This window comes from Pseudoduganella plicata, from assembly GCF_004421005.1.
Classification (GTDB): Bacteria; Pseudomonadota; Gammaproteobacteria; order Burkholderiales; family Burkholderiaceae_D; genus Rugamonas; species Rugamonas plicata.
On the sequence record NZ_CP038026.1, the window covers coordinates 479,858 to 495,838 of the forward strand.

Genomic DNA, 15,981 nt, shown 5'->3' on the forward strand with positions numbered 1-15,981 from the left:
CCCGGGCGGGAAATGGCGCTTCTTGGAAGGTGCGGATGGAGAAGATGGAGGGGACTGGCACGGAGCGAACGAAGATGGGCCGCCCTGCGCTCCACACGCCGGCCCAGCTGATCGACCGGCTGGTCAGCGCGGCCGGCGCGATTCTGGACGAGCAGGCGGCGGACGCGGATTTCAGCATGGCGCAAGTGGCCGAGCGGGCCAAAGTGTCGAAACGCACGGTCTATACCGTCATCGCCAGCAAGGAGGAACTCATCGGGCACATTGTCCGGCGCGGCGCCGAATCGGTCACGGCGATCCTGGAGCAGCCGGTGCCGGACCCGGCCAGCGTACGGGACGTACTGTCGCGTTTCCTGCATCAGTGGGAAACCTTCGCCTGCGGCCCCAGGGCCGTGGCCATCTACGTGATGGCCATCCGCGAGCGCAGCCGCTACCCGGCCATTGGTGCCGCCTACTATCGGTCGCGCAACGAGCACGGCCTGCAGCAGCTGACGGCCTGGCTGGCGCGCATGCACGCCAAGCGCTTCTTGCGCATCGAGGATCCCGCCATGACAGCCGAATTCGCGCTGACCATGGTGGCCAGCGAGCGGCAACGCATGCTGGCGCTCGGCATGGACGCGCCGCAAACGCCCGAGCAGCTGGCGCAGCGCGTGGCTGCCGTCGTGCGCCTGGTCCTGCCGGAATCTTCGGTCGCATGACCCACTCGCCCCAAGCGGGCCAACTTTTTGGAGAACACACCGTGATCAAACTGAGCGTCATGTATCCCTACAGCCCCGAAGCGCATTTCGACCATGCCTACTACCGCGACCGGCACCTGCCCATGCTGAAGGAGCGCATGGGCGAGCATTGCCGCTATTACACCATCGACCAGGGAATCAGCAGCGTCGCACCCGGCAGCGCGCCCGCGTTCATCGCCATGTGCCACGTCTACAGCGACTCCCTCGAATCGCTGATGGCCGGGCTGGCACCGCACAGCGCGGAGCTGGCCGCGGACATTCCGAACTTCACCAATATCACGCCGGTGCGGCAGGTCAGCGAGGTGGTGGTCGACCGCTCGTGATGCATCGCTAAAATGCCGTGCGCCTGATCTGGCGCAAGGCACCCTTGCCTGCTGCCGGCCTATCGTGAGGGTTTTCCTCGCCGGGACGGTCCATGCGCTGCGCGATACTGGCATTTGTGGGCGGTGCCGCGCTGCTGCAGACGCGGGCCGCCTTGCCGACGCTGGCGGTTCTGCTGGCGCTGGCGGGGCTGGCACTCGCGGCGGCGGCGCTTGCAACCCTGTTGCGTCATGGGTGGCGGACGGCGGCGACCGCGATTGCCGGCACGCTGGCCGGCTTCTGCTGGGCGGCGTTCGTGGCGGGCCGGGCACTGGCACCGGCGCTGGCGCAGGCCGACGAAGGCCGCGACGTCGTGGTCGTCGGCACCGTGGACAGCCTGCCGGGCGCGGGCGAGCAAAGCGTCCGTTTCCATTTCGCCATCGAGGAAGTCATCGCACCGCGGGCAATGCGGGTGCCGCCGCGCGTCGTCCTGTCGTGGTATGCCCACGACGCACCCGGCAAGGTCCGCCCGGGCGAGCGCTGGCGCCTGAAAGTGCGCCTGCAGCGGCCGCACGGCAACGCCAACCCGGGCGGCTTCGATTACGAACTGTGGCTGCTGGAGCAAGGCGTGCGCGCGACAGGTTACGTGCGCAAGGAGGGGACAACGTCCGCCTCGATGTGTTTGTCGCCACGCCGCATAACCTGGTCGAACGCGCCCGCGCCGTGCTGCGCAATCGGATCCGGCGTGCCCTGGCGGGGCGGGAGTATGCGGGCGTCATTGTCGCCCTGGTTGTCGGCGACCAGCGCGCTATCGGCCAGTCCGACTGGCAGGTATTCAACCGCACGGGCATCGGCCACCTGATTTCGATCTCCGGGCTGCACATCACGATGATCGCCGGGCTGGTCGCCTGGACCGTCTCCTGGCTGTGGCGTCACTCGTTCTTCGTTCCCGGTGCGGCGCTGCCGCTGCGGCTGCCCGCACAGAAGGTCGGGGCGCTGGGCGGTACGCTGGCGGCACTGCTGTACGTGCTGCTGGCCGGCTTCGGCGTACCGGCGCAGCGCACCTTATATATGTTGTGCGTCGTTGCGCTCGCGCTGTGGACCGGCCGCCTCGCCGGCGTCCTGCACGTGCTGGCCCTGGCCGCCGGTGTCGTCGTGCTGGTCGATCCGTGGGCCGTGCTGTGGCCGGGATTCTGGCTGTCGTTCGGCGCCGTTGGGCTCATTCTGTACGCGACGGTCGGCCGCACGGCCATCCACAAGCAGGCGCCCGCGCCGGATGCCGGCGACGATGAGACGCGCCGCGGCCGGCCGCTGACCCGGCGCCAGCGGCTGGCGCAGGCCGTGCGCGCGGCGGCGGTCACGCAATACGCCGTCACGCTGGGCCTCGTGCCGTTGACGATGCTGCTGTTCGCGCAGGTGTCGATCGTCAGCCCGCTGGCCAACGCCATCGCCATCCCCGTCGTCAGCCTGCTGGTGACGCCGCTGGCGCTGGCCGGCGGCATGCTGCCCGAGCCGCTGTCGACGCCGTTGCTGGTGGGCGCACACGAGATTGTAGCGGCCTTGGCGGCGCTGCTGCGCTGGGTCAGCGCCAGCCGGCTGGCCGTATGGACGGCACCTGCGCCGGCAGGGTGGACGTTCGCGTTGGCTCTGTTCGGTACGATATGGCTGCTGGCGCCGCGCGGCTGGCCGGCGCGCTGGCTGGGCGTCGTCACGTGGCTGCCGCTGCTTGGCGGCCAGCCCGATTTCGCGCCGCCGGGAACGTTCCGGGTCGTCGCATTCGACGTCGGGCAGGGCATGGCCGTGCTGGTCGAGACGGCCGGCCACCGGCTGCTGTACGACACCGGGCCCGCCTACGGCCCGGACGCCGATGCCGGCAGCCGTGTCATCGTGCCATACCTGCGCATGCGCGGCATCGACCGGCTCGACGGTGCGATCGTCAGCCACGGCGATGCCGATCATGCGGGCGGCGCGCTGTCGCTGCTGGCGGGCGTGGAGGCGGGCTGGCTGCTGTCGTCGCTGCCGCACCATCATCCGGTCGCGCGCGCGGCGCCGCGTTATCTGCATTGCGCGGCGGGCCAGCGCTGGGAGTGGGACGGTGTGCGCTTCGAGATGCTGCACCCGCTGCCGGCCAGCTACACGGACCGGCAGCCGAAAGCGAACGCGCTGAGCTGCACGCTACGCATCACGAACGGTGCGAAATCGATCCTGCTGGCGGGCGATATCGAAGCCGCGCAGGAGGCGCGGCTGGTTCGGGAAAATGCGGACGCGCTGCGCGCCGATGTGCTGCTCGCGCCTCATCACGGCAGTGGCACCTCGTCGACGCCGGGTTTCCTGGCAGCCGTGCAGCCGTCCGTGGCCGTGTTCCAGGTCGGCTATCGCAACCGCTACAAGCATCCGCAAAAAAGAGTCTACGAGCGCTACGGCCAGCTCGGCATCGAACGCCTGCGTACCGATGTATCCGGCGCGGTGATGCTCGACTTCGGCGACGAGGTACAAGCGCACGAATACCGCCGCGAGCACGTGCGCTACTGGTACGGCCAATAGACTCCGGCCAATGAGGGCGTCAGCGCAACCGGCAGCCGGATACGCCGTCTGCCCCGTCGGTGCTGATCGCCACGTCTGCGCGGTTGATGCCTAAGGCCGGGCAACGCATTGGAACGGAGCGTGCAGGTACTCCCATTCGCGCGAGACAGGACGGACGTTTTCCCCTTGCAGCTCACTGCCTGCAGGGCAGAGACCGGCCGGTGCTTTCCGGTTCGATTGATGGCGCATGATCTTGGTTGGCTTGCCGTTTGCACTGAAAACCGAGATGCTGTCCTTCGGCAGGGGCAGGATGACGACCTTCTGGGTCCGCGCGTGGAAGATTTCGGCTTCAGGATTGTAGTGCTGCGGGAAATGGCTGAGAACCCAGCGTGCCGGCTGCAAGTGCTCGTAGTAAATGGTCTTCCCGCCCAGCAGGCCGGTACTGAAGAGCAATATCGTCTGCAGCACCGCGCCACCGAGCAGCAGCGCCACGGCGGACTTTGGCGACGACAGCCTTGCCGCCAGCAAGGCCACGGCCAGTAGCGGCATGCCCAGCCAATAGGAATAGCGTGCCATGACCACGCAGCCCGAATTCCAGTTGATGGTACTCAGCGCGGGCAATGCCATCAGGATGACGACGCCGAGCACCAGTACAAATACGGCCAGCCATGCGGATCGCATTTGTCTGGGCAACAGGAATAAGCCGAGCAGGAGTGCAAGCGCGATGCCGGGGCTGCCGATCACCATTCCCTGGTTCAGGTCGAAAAACAATGAGAACAGGCGGGCGCCGGTGATGAATCCCGGATCGTTGAAATCGCGCGCAATCACGCTCGGCGTCCCAAACACCCATTGGAAGAACGCATATGGCGCCAACGCCAGCAATACACCGGTCGCGGCCAGGATCAGTTCGCGCTTGTCCACGGCGGAGGCAACGCTGTCCGGCCATTGCAGCTTTGGATACCTGGCCATCAGGATGCGGTAGGCGACCGCAAACGGAATCAGCAAAAATAATGGCGGATTCTGGCTGGCCGCCAGACCGGCGAGGAGGATCGCCAGCCCCGTCTGGCCCCGGAGTATCGCCAGGCCGGCAATCACTACGCAGCTTGCGGTCATCACTTCGGGGCCGGTCCAACTCAGGTAAAAAGTGGTTCCCGAGAGCAGGAAGAGCAGCATCGCAAGCGAGGAACGGTCCGGCATTGCGCGCCTGATATAAAGGCATGCAACCGCACAAAAAGTCAGGTTGAGCAGAGAGAAGGCGTAATACGGATGCGCGCCCAACGCCTTCAGCAGGGCATAGAACGGCAGCGCCAGCAGCGAATACAGACCGAAATGAATGCCATAAAACTCGCCCCGGTCGTTTGGCATGATCGTATAAGTATAAGCGGGCGTCTTTTCAGGGGCGAGAAGATGCTCATGGATCAGAGGCATCAGGTCAGCCAGTGTCGCACCGTAATTCGGCATGCCTCCGGCACTTTGCTTCAGGGAGTCGACGTCGGCCAGCGTGATATTCGGCGACGCGTGCTCGAACAGGGCATGCATGGTCAGCATGTACTCATAGCCATCGCCCGTCAGCGACGTATTGACCAGGACGACACCGGCGATCGCCAGAAAAAGAGGGAGAAACCAATAGGTAGAAAGGCGTTTTAGCAAGCTTGCTCCTGATGTTGCTAACTTTCTGGACCTTCAGTGATGTCTCATCACAGGAAGCAAGGCGACGTTTCTTACGAGAAGGTTAGCAGTTAATGTAATGGCCGCCCGGGTCGGGAACGCTGTGTATTCTACCGGCGCAGTTGTTTCCAGTAAATATCGTTGCCGGTATCGCCAGATCCGGGGCAAAAACCGCTGTATTCATAGCTGCCCGGTCCCCATCGCCGGGCTGCACAGCACGGTGATCGTCGGGCTGGTTGCCTGGAGTGCATCCTGGCTGAGGCGACGTGGCGGAAGCCGCTCCCTGGATATAGGTGCCGGGATCGTGGTGAGCGAATGCCGGGCATGCGTCCGCGCTACTGGTATCGGCACTGAACGGTACCGGGGGGCGTCGATTAGAATGCCCCCACCAACATTCCAACGCCATTGCCCCTACAATCGGCGCTCATGAAGAAACCAACACTGCACTTTGCCCACGCCAACAGCTACCCGGCCGGCACTTATCGCCAGTTGTTCGAGCTGCTGGGTGCCCATTTCGACGTGGCGGCCCTCGACATGCACGCCCACAATCCCGCATTCCCGGTGCGCGACGGCTGGGAGACGCTGGTCGACGAACTGATCGCGGAGCTGGAGGCGCGTTACAAAGGCGAGCCCGTCATCCTGGTCGGCCATTCGCTGGGCGGGATGTTGAGCCTCATGGCGGCGGCGCGCCGGCCGGAGCTGGCGCGCTGCGTCGTCATGCTCGATTCGCCCGTCGTGGCGGGGTGGCGCGCGCGCGTCTGGCACCTTGCCAAGCTGCTGGGATTGCGCGAGCGCCTGTCGCCCGCGCGGCTGTCGGCACGCCGGCGCAATACGTGGCCGAGCTTTGACGACGCCATGCGCCACTTCGCCAGCAAGCCGCTGTTCGCGGCGTGGGCACCGGGCGTGCTGCAGGACTACCTGGAGGCGGGCCTGGCGCCATGCGCGGAAGGCATGCGCCTGCGCTTTACGCGCGAGACCGAGACGGCTGTGTACCGCACCTTGCCGCACCATATCGGCAGCCTCTTGCGCCGCGGGTTCACGGTGCCGGTTGGCTATCTGGCCGGCCGCACGTCCGAAGAGAACCGCCAGGCCGGCCTGGGCGCCACGCGGGCGCTGGTGGGCAAGCACCTGCGCATGATGCCCGGCGGGCACCTGTTTCCGATGGAGTCGCCTGCGCTGACGGCGCGCACGATCCGCGACATGATCGCCGAACTGCTGGGCGAAGCGCCGTCGGAGCATGTAAATCCGTCAAAATTTTCAGGATTGCACGCGCCGATCGCGTAAAATCGCGGGCGACGCGGCGGGGACTACCCGCTGCACGGGCAAACCGGCAGATCAACTTCCAGTCATCGGTTCCCGATGACGATGGCACGCCGCCTTCGAAGCAGAGAGCAAAACAATGACGATTAAAAGCGATAAATGGATCCGCCGCATGGCGGAGGAACACGGGATGATCGAGCCGTTCGAGCCCGGCCAGGTGCGGGCCGAGGACGGCCGCAAGGTGATTTCGTACGGCACGTCGTCGTACGGCTACGATATCCGCTGCGCCGACGAGTTCAAGATCTTCACCAATATCAACAGCACGATCGTCGATCCGAAGAATTTCGACTCGAATTCGTTCGTCGACGTCAAGAGCGATGTCTGCATCATTCCGCCGAACTCGTTCGCGCTGGCGCGCACGATCGAATATTTCCGCATACCGCGCAACGTGCTGACGATCTGCCTGGGCAAGTCGACCTATGCGCGCTGCGGCATCATCGTCAACGTGACGCCGTTCGAGCCGGAGTGGGAAGGCTACGTCACGCTGGAGTTCTCCAACACGACGCCGCTGCCGGCCAAGATCTACGCCGGCGAAGGCTGCGCGCAGGTGCTGTTCTTCGAGAGCGACGAAGTGTGCGAAACGTCGTACAAGGACCGCAACGGCAAGTACCAGGGCCAGCACGGCGTCACGCTGCCGAAGGCCTGACGTCGTTGTAGGGCCCCTGCCGTTCAGTCGAGCGGCAGGACGATCTCCACGCACAGGCCGCCGTCGTCGCGATTCGTCGCGCCGATGCTGCCGCCATGCTGCTGCACCACCTGCTGCGCGATTGCCAGCCCGAGGCCATGGCCTTCGACGTCCTTTTCCGTGCCGCTGCTGCGGAAGAACGGCTGGAAGATCGTCGCCAGGTCGGCCGCTGCCACGCCCGGTCCCCGGTCCAGCACACGCACGTACAGCCTAGCGCCGACGGTGCGGACTTCGACCACCACGATCCCGCCGTCGCGACTGTGCTTGATCGCATTGCGCACGACGTTCTCGATGGCGCGCGCCAGCAGGTCCGGTTCGCCCAGCAGGGTGACGTCGGCCTCGCCATGGCGGACCACGCTGCGGCCCTGGGCCGCAGCCTCGAACTGCGCGTCCGCCACGATCTGGTCGATCAGCTCCGCCACGTCGATCTCCTGCCGCTCCGCCGCCAGCGCGCCCGCCTCCAGCCGGGACAGCGTCAGCAGCTCGCCCACCAGCTTGTCCATCCGGATGCTCTCACGCTCGATGCGCTCCAGCGACGCGGCCATGCGTTCCGGCCGCTGGTGCGCCAGGCCGATTGCGGCCTGCAGCCGCGCCAGCGGCGAGCGCAGCTCGTGCGATACGTCGTGCAGCAGGCGGGTCTGTCCGTCCATCAGGCTGCGCAGGCGCGCCGTCATGCGGTCGAAGTCCCGTCCCAGGTCGCTCAGTTCATCGCCGCCAATGCGCGCGTGATGGAAGCGGGGCGCCAGGTCGCCCTGCGACGCGGCCTCGAACGCCTGGCGCAGCGAACGGATGGGACGGGCGAAATACCAGGCCAGCAGCGCCGCGAACAGCAGGCTGGCCAGCACGGCGGCGGCCAGCGGAATGAAGGGCGTAAGCGGGCGCGGGCGGCGTCCCGGGTCGCGCGGCTCGCGCGTGCCAGGATCGCCGGCGCGGGGCTGGCGTGCTTCCGGTGGCGGCGGGCGGCGCGACGCCATGCCGGGCAGCAGGGGAGCCGCGTCGCGCGCGTCCAGACCGCCCTGGCGCTGGCGTGCGGGCAGGAACAGCAGGAACTGTCGGCCGTCGGGCATCGTGACCTTGCGCACGACGCGGATATCGCCCTTGCGCAGCAGCGCGCGCGCTTCGGCCAGCATGGCGGGATCGACGATGCGCCCGAGCAGCTCCCTGCCGGCGCCATCGACGGCGAACACGCGGTGGCGTCCCATCGTATCGAGCAGGCGGGACAGCGCGGCCGGTCCGCCCGCGTCGAGCGTGGCGGCGGCCGCCTCGATGGCCATTTCCGCAGGCGGACCCGTATCGATGTCGAGGCGGCGCTCCTGGGCGCTGGCGCGGTTCTTCAACCAGATGGCGCCGCCGATGCCGACCGTGGCGGCGATCTGCGCTAGCAGGATCGAGAGAAAAAACTTCCAGAACAGGCGGCCCATGGTTGTTCGCGGCCTCAATCCCTGATCAGCTGATAGCCCATCCGGTAGACCGTCTGCAGGCATGAGCGGCCGTCCGCCAGGGTACCCAGCTTGTGGCGCAGGCTGGAAAGGTGGACGTCGATATTGCGGTCGAAGCGCGCCATCGGCCGTCCCAGTCCCTGTTCGGACAGCGCATTCTTGGACACCGGCTTGCCCGCGTTGCGCGCCAGGACTTCGAGCAGGTTGAACTCCGTGCTGGTCAGCTCCAGCGTGCTGCCCGCCCAGGTGGCGCGGCGCTGCTCGGGCCACATCGTCAGCTGTCCGACCACGAGCGGCGCGGACGCCAGCTGGTCCATCGGCGTACCCTGGGTGCGGCGCAGGATGGCGCGAATGCGGGCCGTCAGCTCGCGCGGCGTGCACGGCTTCGTCACGTAATCGTCCGCGCCCAGTTCCAGGCCGACGATGCGGTCAGTGTCGTCGCCGCGCCCTGTCAGCATCAGGATCGGCATGCGGCTGGCCGCGCGGATCCGGCGCAGCGTCTCCAGGCCGTTCATGCGCGGCATCATCACGTCGAGAATGGCGATGGCGTATTCGCCCGTCAGCGCGCAGGCCGTACCGGCCACGCCGTCGTTGGCGGTTTTCACTTCGAAGCCTTCCTGCTCCAGGTATTCCTGGAACATGGCGACCAGTTCGACATCGTCGTCTATCAGCAGAACCTTGCTCATTGCGGGGTTGGGTGGTGGTATCGACTTCCATGATAACGCAGCGCCCCGGCGGCCGAAGCGTTTTTACGCCGTTTTACCGCATCGGCCGGATGCGCTCGAGGATGCCGATTTACCTGGATTTACACGGCGCTAACGGCGCTTTACGGATGCCGCCGCAACAATGGCCGCTCCACCGTAATCGAAGGAAGCACGATGATAAAGACAAACAAGAACCTTCTCTGTGCCCTGGCCGCCGCGATGCTCGCGCTGCCCCTCGCCAGCCATGCCGCCGTTGACGGCGACGATGCGGGCGGTCCGCCGCAAGCACCGAAGCATGCGCCATTGCGCCCAGCTCCGGCCGATCTGCGCGACGACGAGAGCGACGGACCGCGCGGCCCGGGCCGCCCCGGCCCTCGCGGCCCCGCGTTCGGCATGCCGGGCGACCTGCCGTTCCTGCGCGGTGTCGACCTGACGGAGACGCAGCAGGACAAGGTCTTTGCGATCCTGCACGGCCAGGCGCCGTACCTGCGCGAGCAGCACAAGGCCCGCGAGAAAGCCGAGCGCGCCCTGTTCGACCTGCACGGTTCGGCGAAGTACGACGATGCGGCCGCCGCGAAGCTGGCGCAGGCGGCGGCGCAGGCGATGGCCAATGTCACGCTGCAGCACCTGCGCACGGAGCAGAAAGTGCTGGCCGTGCTGACGGCCGGGCAGCGCAAGCAGGTCGAGGACGCAAAAGCACGTCCGCCACGCATCCCGAACCGATAACAGAGGAGAGACCATGAATCATCACGACCACAGCCTGGAGCAGGACCTGCAGGCAATGCTCAATACCCAGACGGGCCGGCGCCAGTCGCTGCGCTGGCTGTTCGGCGCGGCCGCCGTGCTGCCGATCCTTGGCTGCGGCGGCTCGTCCGACGGCGATACCGCGACTACCGCAACGACCGGTAGCACGGGCACCACGGGCACGACCGGAACGACTGGCACCACGGCCGGCAGCTGCAGCGTGATTCCGGAGGAAACCGGCGGTCCTTACCCGGCCGACGGTACCAACAGCAACAGCGGCGGCGTCGTCAATGTGCTCAGCCAGAGTGGGGTGGTCCGCAGCGACATCCGCTCCAGCTTCGGCACCCGCACGACGACGGCGCCAGGCGTGCCATTGACGATCAGGCTGCACATCGTCAACGCCAATAGCGGCTGCGCGGCCGCTGGCCAGTTCGCCGTCTACCTGTGGCACTGCGACCGCGACGGCAACTACTCGCTGTATTCGAACGGCGTGACGAACGAGAACTACCTGCGCGGCGTGCAGGAGGCGGACGCCAACGGCGACGTCACGTTCATGACGATCTTCCCCGCCTGTTACGCGGGGCGCATGCCGCACGTGCACTTCGAGGTCTACCCGACCCTGGCCAAGGCTTCCAGCGCGGCCAACCGGATCCGCACGTCGCAGTTCACGTTCCCGCTGGCGACCTGCAACGAGGCGTATGCCAGCAGTGGGTACAGTGCCAGCGTGCGCAACCTCGCGCAGATGAGCTTTGCCAGCGATAACGTCTTCTCGGACGGCTATTCGCTGCAGCTGGCCACGATGACGGGCAATGCCACCGACGGCTACGTTGCCACGTTGACGGTCGCCGTCGCGGCCTGATTGTCCCCTCGCGGCGAAATCCCTTTCGCCCGTTTGCGCCCGGTTGTCGTGCCGGGCGAACCCTGTTTCGCCATCGCTTGGCCATCCGCGCCGATCCCGCCCTTCGCCGCACCTGGCACACCGCTTGCACTACTCCGTCCAGGGGCCGCATTTCGCGGCGCCGCCCGCCGGAGAATGCCATGGACCGCCGCCTGATCGACTACAAGCCCGAGCTGGAACTCGGCAGCGTCCCAGCGGCAACGCAGAAAACGCGCGACGAGTACGGCGAAATGTCGTTCGCGGCGCAGCTGCTGGAGGCGCAGACGCCTGGCGCGCTGGCGGTCGTGCTGAAGGATCTGGTGGCGCGCGGCGGCCCCGGCGCGGCGCTCGCCGAACCGATTGTCGGCGTGCTTCAGCGGGCCGCGCGCATGGTCTTCCCGCTCAATGCCACGCGTGCGCCCGGCGACCTTAAACGCAAGGCCGCGGCCATCTTCGGCATGGAGCTAGAGGGGCTGAGCCCCGAGGACAAGGAATTCGAACTGGCACGCCGCTTCGTGCGGCTGGCCGTCGACGCGGTGGCGCGCGCGCGCAGCCGTGCGGGTCAGGAGCCGGGTCGTGCCGTGCAACTGGCGCTGCTGCAGGCGGCACGCAAGCATGCACCTGGTCTGCTGCGCCAGCGCGCTCGGACGGCCCCAATGCCGCAGGCCGCGTCCGCGGGAATGTGGCATCGGCAGGAAAACCGTATCGAAGTGCTGGATTGCTAGGCCGGGCGGCCACAGCGCCTGCCCATCATTTTTATCGTTGGACTTTCACTGGGAGCACATCATGCATGACATCGATCGCACGACCCTGGAATTTGGCCAGGAAACCGGCCTTGAAATGGAGCAGTACGAATTCGGTCAGGGCGAATGGACCGGGGAGGGCGGCGGCCTGCTGTCCGAAGCGGATGAAATGGAACTGGCCAACGAGCTGCTCTCGGTCAGCAACGAACAGGAACTGGACCAGTTCCTCGGCAACTTCCTCAAGAAGGCGGCATCCGTGGCGGGCAGCGTGATCAAGTCGCCCGTCGGGCAGGCCGTTGGCGGGGTGCTGAAAGGCGTCGCCAAGAAGGCGATTCCGCTGGCAGGCGGCGCCATCGGCGGCTACTTTGGCGGCCCGCTGGGCGCCAAGATCGGCAGCGGACTTGCGTCGGTCGCCGGCAGCGCGCTGGGCCTGGAGGCGGAAGGCGAACTGTCCGGCGAGGACCGCGAGTTCGAAGGCGCGAGGACGTTCGTACGGCTGGCCGCCGACACCGTCAACAAGGCGGCGCAGGCACGCGGCGGCGATCCGCGCCAGATCGCCCAGCAGGCCGCGACGGCAGCGGCGCGCCAGTTCGCGCCGGGCCTGCTGGGCCAGGGCGGCCAGAACGGCAAGCAGGGCGCGCAGGGCGGGCAGGGCCGCCAGCCGGGCATGGCTGGCGCGGGCGGCCCTGGCGCAAGCAGCGGACGCTGGATGCGCCAGGGCCGCAAGATCGTCCTGTACGGCGTCTGACGGTCATGCGTCCGTACGCTGCGTGGCTGCTGGCCCAGGAAGCGCGTTCGCTGCTGAACCGCGTGGACCGCATGCAGCCCTTCGTGCTGGTCGAGCCGATGGTGCCGGCGGCAGCGCTGCCGGATGCGGCGCAGAGCGCGATCGAACGCCACCTGACCCTCGGGCGGCGCACGCTGCGCACGCTGGTGCGGCAATTCCTGGCCTGGTTGCAGGGGCCAGGCGGGCGGCGCGCCACGGCGGCGCAGGCGCAGCGGCGCTTCACGTTCGTGCGGCTGCAGTTCAACGCCGCGCTGACGCAGTTCGACCTGTTCATCGACGTCGTCACCCAACGCAGCGAGCACGGTAACGGCATCTGGCTGGCGGGGCTGGACGTGGCCTCGGCCGACGCGCTGCGCCTGCCCGGCCGCTATTTCGAGGCGCCGCCGCTTGTGTGCTACCTGGACCGTGGCCCGGGTGCGGCAATCCGCCGGGCCCGCACCCGGTTACCGGGCGGTGGCGAAAATCCCGTCGCCATCATCCGCGTACCGCGCGAACGGATGATCGGCAGCAGCATCGCGTCGTCGCTGGTGCACGAGGTGGGGCACCAGGGCGCGGCGCTGCTGGACCTGGTGGCGTCGCTGCGGCCCGTGCTGCAGGCGCTGCAGCACGGTGGCAGCGGCCCGCCGCACGTGTGGCGGCTGTGGGAGCGCTGGGTGTCCGAGGTGGTGGCCGATTTCTGGGCGCTGGCGCGGGTCGGCGTGGTGGCGACGCTGGGACTGATCGGTGTACTGAGCCTCCCACGCGTGTTCGTCTTCCGCCTGAACGGGGACGATCCCCATCCGGTGCCGTGGCTGCGGGTGAAACTGAGTTGCGCGCTGGGGCGTCTGCTGTATCCGCACCCGCAATGGACCCGCATCGAACGGACGTGGGACGCCTACTACCCCCTCGACGGCCTGCCGGGAGCGGACCGGCGCCTGATGGGTGAGCTGACGGCCAGCCTGCCGGCGATGGCGGGGCTGCTGGCGAACCATCGGCCGCGGACCCTGCGCGGGGCCTCGCTGGCGGAGGCGATGGTCGTGCGGGAGCGGCAGCCGGCCGTGCTGGCGCGGCTGTTCCGCTGGTGGCACGCGGCGCCGCAGCGCATGTACGACAGCGCGCCTTCGCTGGTGCTGGCCGTGATCGGCCAGGCCCGTGCCGACGGCCTGCTGGCGCCGGAAGACGAAAGCGTGCTGCTGGAAAGGCTGTTGACGCAGTGGGCCATGCGCAGCGCGCTGGGCGCCCGGGCTAGAGAGATGGCAGCGTGATGATCAACCTTTGAGGAGAGCGAAATGAGTACGAGGAAAATGGCCAGGGCAAGCGCGGAGGGCCCCGCGCAGCAGCATGGTACGGTCAAGGTGACGGTGCGCGACCGGGCCAGCAGTATCCCCCTGGTGGGCGCGGCGATGCGCCTGTACCAGGGCATGGACCCGCAGGGCATCGTCCTGCAGACGTCGGGCGAGGCGCACCTGGTGAACTGGGATCCGACCCTGCATCGGAAAATGAAGGTCGACCGCACCGGCGCCCACGGCATCGTCACGTTCACCAACCTGGATCCGGGCGTGCACTTCGTGCTGTTCGACCACGTCACGCCGTTTGCCGGCAACCAGCCGATCGTGGCGACGGTGAAGGTGGACCAGGGCGGCTTGCATGAGCTGTTCTTCGACCTCGACATCGACCCGGAAATGCATCTGTCGTTCGAGGCGCCCGGCCAGAGCACGCGTACCGACGGCGCGTATGTCGGCAAGCGTGCCATCGTCGACGTGGTATTCCGCGGCCTGGACAAGGCTGTCGGCAACGACGTCGTACTGGAAGTGGACGACATCTGGCAGCCCAGGGCCGGGCAGGCCTATTCGGCGGCGCAACTGATCCGCAAGCCGGGACGCTACCGCTTCTCGGGCGACCTGGTATTCGCGCGGCGCAGCGGCGTCATCGTCTCGACGCCGGGCATCCTGGCCGTGCCCGCGGTGCCCGGCGGCGGCGACGGCGCGCGGCTGGCGCTGTCGTCGACGTTCGACGCCGAAGAGCGTACGCCGCAGCCCATCTCGGGCAATATCGGCGTGTCGCTGTCGCGCACGGAGACGGAAGCGACACCGGACCTGGCGCTGTGGACGCTGATCCGCAACAGCACGGAAGCGCTGTCGTTCAACAACTACATGGACTTCCTGGACCAGCTGTTCTGCCAGCCGGCCGGGGAGAACGGCGTGGTGCCCTTTGAACGGGCCCGATTCGGCGCCAAGACGGCCGCGTACCAGACGTTGAAGGCCCAGCGCGCGCTGCCGTTCACCGATTCGGAAGCGTATCGGGTGCTGAAGGCGGCGACGGAAGCGTTTGTGATGGTCAACTGCGGCGTGTTGCGCGCACCGTTCGCGTTCGATCCGGTCAACGACAACGCCTACCTGGACCGGCGCGACATTCCCGCCAACGGCAGCCTGGAGGACGCGCTGGTGCAGGACTACCTGGAGTCCGTGGGCGGCGCGAAAATGCTGCCGTACCTGGCCGTGATCCGCCGCAAGCTGCCGGACGTGCCTGTCCTCGTGCCGAGCCGGAACGAAGAGGCGGAGCTGTGCTTCGGCATCATCCAGGACCGCCTGACGAATCCCTGCCTGATCGAATTGATCTGGAACTACTGGCAGGAGGAGGGCATGCTGGTGCAGACGATGAACGCGATCACGCAGCGCTTCCAGAACCTGCGCGGCCCCAGCGTGACGGACCCGCTGGCGAACACGGAAATCGACATGCTGCGGCCCCTGAACAACCTGCTGTGGGGCTATACGCAGGACGAGCAGCACCGGCTGACGGTGGTGCGCCGCAACTACGAGTATGACCATCACTATGGCATCCGCCTCGACGGCAAGGCGGTGCGCGGCATGCGCCCGGCCGACAGCCGCTCGAAGTTCCTGGAGGCGTTCCATCATCTGCTGCGGTTGCTGACGACGTTCTACCGGCAGGACGACGACACGACCGTCAAGGCGGACGCCTTCCCCATCCTGAATGCGCTGAAGGAAGTGCACCTGATCCTGTCGCAGGGGGCGCACAACCAGTACGGCGACCTGCCGTCCACGGCCCGCATCGAGATGCTGATGCAGCAATGGCTGCTGGCCCGGCCGGAGTTCCGCGAGTTCCTGCCGACGCGCGTGATGGTGGCCTATCCGGAACCGTGGATGGACCGCGTCGATGCGATGAAGAGGCTGCAGACGTGGAGCGACACGAGCGTCATGCACTTCCGTAACCTGGCCATCTTCGGCGAGCAGCTGCTGCTGTCGGTCCGCTTCGGGCACTGGAGCGACGTATACGAAGCCACCCAGGCGTTCAACTGGGCGCGCTTCTGGCGGCCGCAGGCCCAGGGCTATATCCACGCGTACCGGGCGGCGACGGGTGTCGACCTGTCCGTCGATTCGGGCAACCCGGCCGGCGAAGCGACACTGCCGTCCGTGCTGCTGCGGCAGCGCCTGGCGCAACAGCAGCGCAGTGCGTGAGC

Annotated in this window: 15 protein-coding genes; 12 read left to right on the top strand and 3 right to left on the bottom strand. The window is 67.3% G+C overall.

Features of this window, described 5'->3' with window-relative positions; genetic code table 11:
- Nucleotides 1-35: 35 nt before the first annotated feature.
- From E1742_RS02015 to E1742_RS02025, 4 genes are all read left to right on the top strand, one after another.
- Nucleotides 36-695, top strand: coding sequence for a TetR/AcrR family transcriptional regulator C-terminal domain-containing protein (locus tag E1742_RS02015; protein WP_134383260.1), 660 nt, complete (start codon nt 36-38; stop codon nt 693-695).
- Nucleotides 696-736: 41 nt separating this feature from the next.
- Complete coding sequence (locus E1742_RS02020; protein ID WP_134383262.1) at nt 737-1,057, top strand: EthD family reductase; 321 nt, start codon at nt 737-739, stop codon at nt 1,055-1,057.
- Between the two features lie 92 nt (nt 1,058-1,149).
- Nucleotides 1,150-1,896 carry a ComEC/Rec2 family competence protein gene (locus tag E1742_RS27200; protein ID WP_307721903.1) on the top strand — a complete coding sequence of 249 codons (747 nt, stop codon included), beginning with the start codon at nt 1,150-1,152 and terminating at the stop codon, nt 1,894-1,896.
- On the top strand, nt 1,821-3,578 hold the full coding sequence (locus E1742_RS02025; RefSeq protein ID WP_307721923.1) for a DNA internalization-related competence protein ComEC/Rec2: 1,758 nt from the start codon (nt 1,821-1,823) through the stop codon (nt 3,576-3,578). Before E1742_RS27200 ends, E1742_RS02025 begins: the two co-directional genes overlap by 76 nt.
- Before the next feature lie 90 nt (nt 3,579-3,668).
- Here E1742_RS02025 and E1742_RS02030 read toward each other — a convergent pair whose 3' ends face one another.
- Nucleotides 3,669-5,207 (bottom strand): hypothetical protein, encoded by a 1,539-nt coding sequence (locus E1742_RS02030; protein ID WP_134383264.1) that lies wholly within the window; start codon nt 5,205-5,207, stop codon nt 3,669-3,671.
- A gap of 444 nt (nt 5,208-5,651) precedes the next feature.
- Here E1742_RS02030 and E1742_RS02035 point away from each other — a divergent pair, with 444 nt between their 5' ends.
- On the top strand, nt 5,652-6,509 hold the full coding sequence (locus E1742_RS02035) for an alpha/beta fold hydrolase (protein ID WP_134383266.1): 858 nt from the start codon (nt 5,652-5,654) through the stop codon (nt 6,507-6,509).
- A 115-nt stretch (nt 6,510-6,624) separates the two neighbouring features.
- Complete coding sequence (gene dcd, locus E1742_RS02040; RefSeq protein ID WP_134383268.1) at nt 6,625-7,191, top strand: dCTP deaminase; 567 nt, start codon at nt 6,625-6,627, stop codon at nt 7,189-7,191.
- Nucleotides 7,192-7,214: 23 nt separating this feature from the next.
- On the opposite strand, the gene E1742_RS02045 is transcribed toward dcd, so the two are convergent.
- Together E1742_RS02045 and E1742_RS02050 are read right to left on the bottom strand one after the other, a co-directional pair.
- A complete protein-coding gene (locus E1742_RS02045) occupies nt 7,215-8,651 on the bottom strand; it encodes a sensor histidine kinase (protein ID WP_134383270.1) in 1,437 nt (478 codons plus the stop codon).
- Between the two features lie 14 nt (nt 8,652-8,665).
- Nucleotides 8,666-9,355, bottom strand: a complete 690-nt coding sequence (locus E1742_RS02050; RefSeq protein WP_134383272.1) for a response regulator transcription factor — start codon at nt 9,353-9,355, stop codon at nt 8,666-8,668.
- Between the two features lie 192 nt (nt 9,356-9,547).
- Here E1742_RS02050 and E1742_RS02055 point away from each other — a divergent pair, with 192 nt between their 5' ends.
- From E1742_RS02055 to E1742_RS02085, 6 genes are all read left to right on the top strand, one after another.
- The gene (locus E1742_RS02055; protein WP_166793390.1) at nt 9,548-10,099 is read left to right on the top strand and encodes a periplasmic heavy metal sensor; all 552 of its coding nucleotides are present in this window, start codon (nt 9,548-9,550) and stop codon (nt 10,097-10,099) included.
- 13 nt (nt 10,100-10,112) lie between these two features.
- A complete protein-coding gene (locus E1742_RS02065) occupies nt 10,113-10,976 on the top strand; it encodes a dioxygenase family protein (protein ID WP_166793391.1) in 864 nt (287 codons plus the stop codon).
- A gap of 179 nt (nt 10,977-11,155) precedes the next feature.
- Nucleotides 11,156-11,719, top strand: a complete 564-nt coding sequence (locus E1742_RS02070; protein ID WP_134383276.1) for a hypothetical protein — start codon at nt 11,156-11,158, stop codon at nt 11,717-11,719.
- Nucleotides 11,720-11,780: 61 nt separating this feature from the next.
- Entirely contained in the window at nt 11,781-12,485 is a 705-nt protein-coding gene (locus E1742_RS02075) for a hypothetical protein (RefSeq protein WP_134383278.1), read from the top strand.
- Between the two features lie 5 nt (nt 12,486-12,490).
- Nucleotides 12,491-13,768, top strand: coding sequence for a hypothetical protein (locus E1742_RS02080; protein ID WP_134383280.1), 1,278 nt, complete (start codon nt 12,491-12,493; stop codon nt 13,766-13,768).
- A gap of 24 nt (nt 13,769-13,792) precedes the next feature.
- The gene (locus E1742_RS02085; RefSeq protein ID WP_134383282.1) at nt 13,793-15,979 is read left to right on the top strand and encodes an 8-amino-7-oxononanoate synthase; all 2,187 of its coding nucleotides are present in this window, start codon (nt 13,793-13,795) and stop codon (nt 15,977-15,979) included.
- Nucleotides 15,980-15,981: the final 2 nt, after the last annotated feature.